Raw genomic sequence first — 2,938 nt, 5'->3', positions numbered from 1 at the left:
GTGCTAGGGGTCGAGTGTTCGAATCACTCCGTCCCGACCATATTTTTCAATGACTTAGCCCAACTCTAGCCAGTTGGGCTTTTTCATTGGTGGGGAGTTTTTCGGGACTTCATCCAGTTTTCCTCTTCAAGATCGTCAGCACCGGCCCCCGCGAGTCAGTTGCTGATACCCTATTTGCAGCCTCAATCAGATGCCCGAGCTCAGCACCCGAGTAGTGACTGGTGATGCTGCCGTTCTTGTGTCCCAGCAAGGCCTTTCGATCTTCCTGTGTGACACCTGCCGCCCGAAGGCGACGGCCAAACGTGTGTTTCAAGTCATGCACCCTGATGGATGTGTACCCTGGGTGAGCGGGGCGAAGGTTTTCCTCCTGCCAGAGTTTCGCCGCTCTCACCCGCGCCTTCTTCCAGGCTGAGTCGTTCATCCGGTGCATCGCGTTGCCGTTGTACGGAAAAACCCAGTCCTTGCTCAGGCCGCGCTGCTTGTCGATGATCGATTTCGCCACGCTGTTCAGAACAACCAGTCGCTCATCGCCATTTTTCACACCTGACCGCTCGTTTCGGCCGCCAAAGTCGGAGGGGATCAGGAACACGCTGGTGCCAAGTTCCGGTACCGAGATTTCCCAGTCCCACCTCAATTTGCAGACCTCCTGCTCGCGGCAACCTGTGTTCACCTTGAACAGGGCCATCGTTTGCAGATGCGCCGGCAACTCTCCGAAAAGGATTGATTGCTCTTCCCATGTCATTGGGTAGGGCTCACGAACCTTTTTCTTCAGATCCAGCTTGGTCAGCATTGGTACCGAATCAAGCCAGGGCCTGCGCTCTTCATCCCGCCACTTCCTTGCACAAAGCGATAGAACCCGTATTACCCGCTCGATCGAGATGTTGATCGTCCTAGGTGCCACCGGCTTCAACTGCTTCCCGTCCGGCAACACCATTCCCTTCAAACGATCCCTCACGAATGGTTCAAGCGCCTGGTCATCGATGTGCGTCAACGGCAGGTCCTTGAGGTACGGATGGAGCTGCTTCAGGTGCAGCGCCGTCAACTTGATCGAGGGCTGGTCCTTGCTCTCGATCAGAAACCTTGTCGCCGCTTCTTCCCAGGTTCTGGTGCGGCGCACGCCGTACACCTTCTGCTGCCGAAGCTGTTCCAGCCGGTGAATCAGATACTGCTCGGCCTCTTGCCGGTCACCAGTTCCAGTGCTCTCTCGAAGGCGCTCGCCTCGGAAAACTTTGTCGATTTGCCAGACTCCACCTTTCTGGTAGAGACCGGAGATCGCTTTTCTCGCCATGGTTTACCTCCTTTGGCTTCACCCTGGCGCTCGCTGCGAGGGCGATTGTTGTCCTGATTCACGGTCTTATCAATCGACTTGCTCTCGATGTAGGCGTCTGCCCATTCGTCGAGCTCGATACGATCAAACGCGACGCCCTGTTTCCCGATAGGGAATTCACGAACGTTCGGCCTGACCGTTTTGTTGAATTCGTCCCGGCACATGCCGAGATAGCCTGGTGCATCCATGAACCGGATGAACCTCGGCGGGATGCTTGAAACCTTTGCTGCTGTTGCGTTACCCATGGCCGGATTCCTTAGGCGAAAGCCTCCGCTGCCCGTCGTTCACCGGCAGGCTGGTAGGGGGGTGTGGAAATCAGATGAAGGGCGTCAGGCGAACTTTGAAGGTGAGCTACGGTTTATTGGTTCGCCTCGCCAGTTGCGTACACGCTCTCTCCCCTGAGGTGACTGGCGGGGTGAACCCTTRSCGGCGYGGCCCCTTGTAGATGAGCCAGAGCACGTAGAGCGCGGCGAAGATCATGGGGTTAACTGCTCAGCGGCGATTTCATCGAAGAAAGATTGAGGCAACACCGCGGCGAACTTGCCTTGCGACCACGACATTGGCTCAGATTTGCGAATCATCTCGTTGAGCAAGTCGAACGCGGCCACCAGCTGTTCGTCACGTATCTCGCCGTCCTCTGGAAGGTCATCACAGAAGACGTCCGACGGGTCGATCTCGCGCGGCATGTTCGGCTCGCAGATGCACAGGCGTAGGTCAGACAGGATCACGTCGCCATCGAGGATGTATTCTCGCAGGCTGTCCGCGTCGAAGAAGTAGTTTTCGCCGTCGAAGTCCACCAGCGGTTCGCCTTCCCAGTCTTTGGTTGGCATGGCCGCGAATGCTTTGGCTCGGCTGTCGGAGTGGCACTGCTCGCAGCAACTGCGCACTTCGTAGATTGGGTGGTCTGGATTTTTCTCGCAGCGGCGATGGGTTGCACCGCAATACCGTGCCATGTGCTCATCGTTACCCCAGAAGCGACCATCTGCGCCGACCCAGCCGGTGACAGTTTGAATGCTGGCAGCTTCCGGGGATTCGTACATCACCACTTTTTCTTCAGGCATGACCTCGTCCTTGCCGCTATAGCGGCTGACTTGCAAAGGGGGAAGGGGGGGGTAAGCAGCCATGGCATCAGGTACCTTGGTATGATGTGATGGCACTATGCAAATTGAGGATCGGATCGTGGATTTAGAGCGTATTCAACAACGTATTCGAGATTTTCGAGATGCTAGGGATTGGATGCAGTTCCATAACCCTAAAAATCTGGCCATATCTGTCAGCCTCGAGGCCAGTGAGCTGCTGGAACATTTCCAGTGGAAAAGCCCGGAAGAGAGTGTTGAGCATGCGATTTCGGCGAAGCACCAAATTGCTGATGAGGTCGCTGACGTGGCGATTTATCTGATTGAGTTTGCTGATATCTTGGGGATAGATCTGCAGCAGGCAATTTTAAACAAAATCGATAAGAATGAGGCGAAGTATCCTGCTGAAAAGGCACAGGGAAACGCCAAAAAATATGATGAACTCTAAGGGATTAGTATGCAGCTGATTCTTCAACCATGTGGTCGTGCTGACGCACGGAAAAATTTCGAAAAGACTATCAGTACAGTAGTACCT

The 2,938-nt window shown here is 55.0% G+C and carries 4 protein-coding genes; 1 reads left to right on the top strand and 3 read right to left on the bottom strand.

The window, feature by feature from the left end:
- Nucleotides 1-109: 109 nt before the first annotated feature.
- From ACXRVY_RS22565 to ACXRVY_RS22555, 3 genes are all read right to left on the bottom strand, one after another.
- Nucleotides 110-1,237: a tyrosine-type recombinase/integrase gene (locus ACXRVY_RS22565; protein WP_457265818.1), complete on the bottom strand. Its 1,128-nt coding sequence runs from the start codon at nucleotides 1,235-1,237 to the stop codon at nucleotides 110-112.
- Nucleotides 1,159-1,572 carry a hypothetical protein gene (locus tag ACXRVY_RS22560; protein ID WP_457265801.1) on the bottom strand — a complete coding sequence of 138 codons (414 nt, stop codon included), beginning with the start codon at nucleotides 1,570-1,572 and terminating at the stop codon, nucleotides 1,159-1,161. Before ACXRVY_RS22560 ends, ACXRVY_RS22565 begins: the two co-directional genes overlap by 79 nt.
- Before the next feature lie 231 nt (nucleotides 1,573-1,803).
- Entirely contained in the window at nucleotides 1,804-2,451 is a 648-nt protein-coding gene (locus ACXRVY_RS22555) for a hypothetical protein (protein ID WP_458238280.1), read from the bottom strand.
- A gap of 55 nt (nucleotides 2,452-2,506) precedes the next feature.
- On the opposite strand from ACXRVY_RS22555, the gene ACXRVY_RS22550 reads away from it, so the two are divergent.
- On the top strand, nucleotides 2,507-2,851 hold the full coding sequence (locus ACXRVY_RS22550) for a nucleotide pyrophosphohydrolase (protein WP_457265799.1): 345 nt from the start codon (nucleotides 2,507-2,509) through the stop codon (nucleotides 2,849-2,851).
- Nucleotides 2,852-2,938: the final 87 nt, after the last annotated feature.

The sequence above is a fragment of the Pseudomonas sp. P5_A2_2 genome (assembly GCF_054177685.1).
The sequence above is the reverse complement of the archived record's forward strand: the minus strand, read 5'-3'. Positions and strand labels throughout refer to the sequence as shown.

Coding starts and splice junctions, on each gene's coding strand:
- ACXRVY_RS22555 (WP_458238280.1), bottom strand. CDS start 2,451: ATGGCTGCTTACCCCCCCCTTCCCCCTTTGCAAGTCAGCCGCTATAGC.
- ACXRVY_RS22560 (WP_457265801.1), bottom strand. CDS start 1,572: ATGGGTAACGCAACAGCAGCAAAGGTTTCAAGCATCCCGCCGAGGTTC.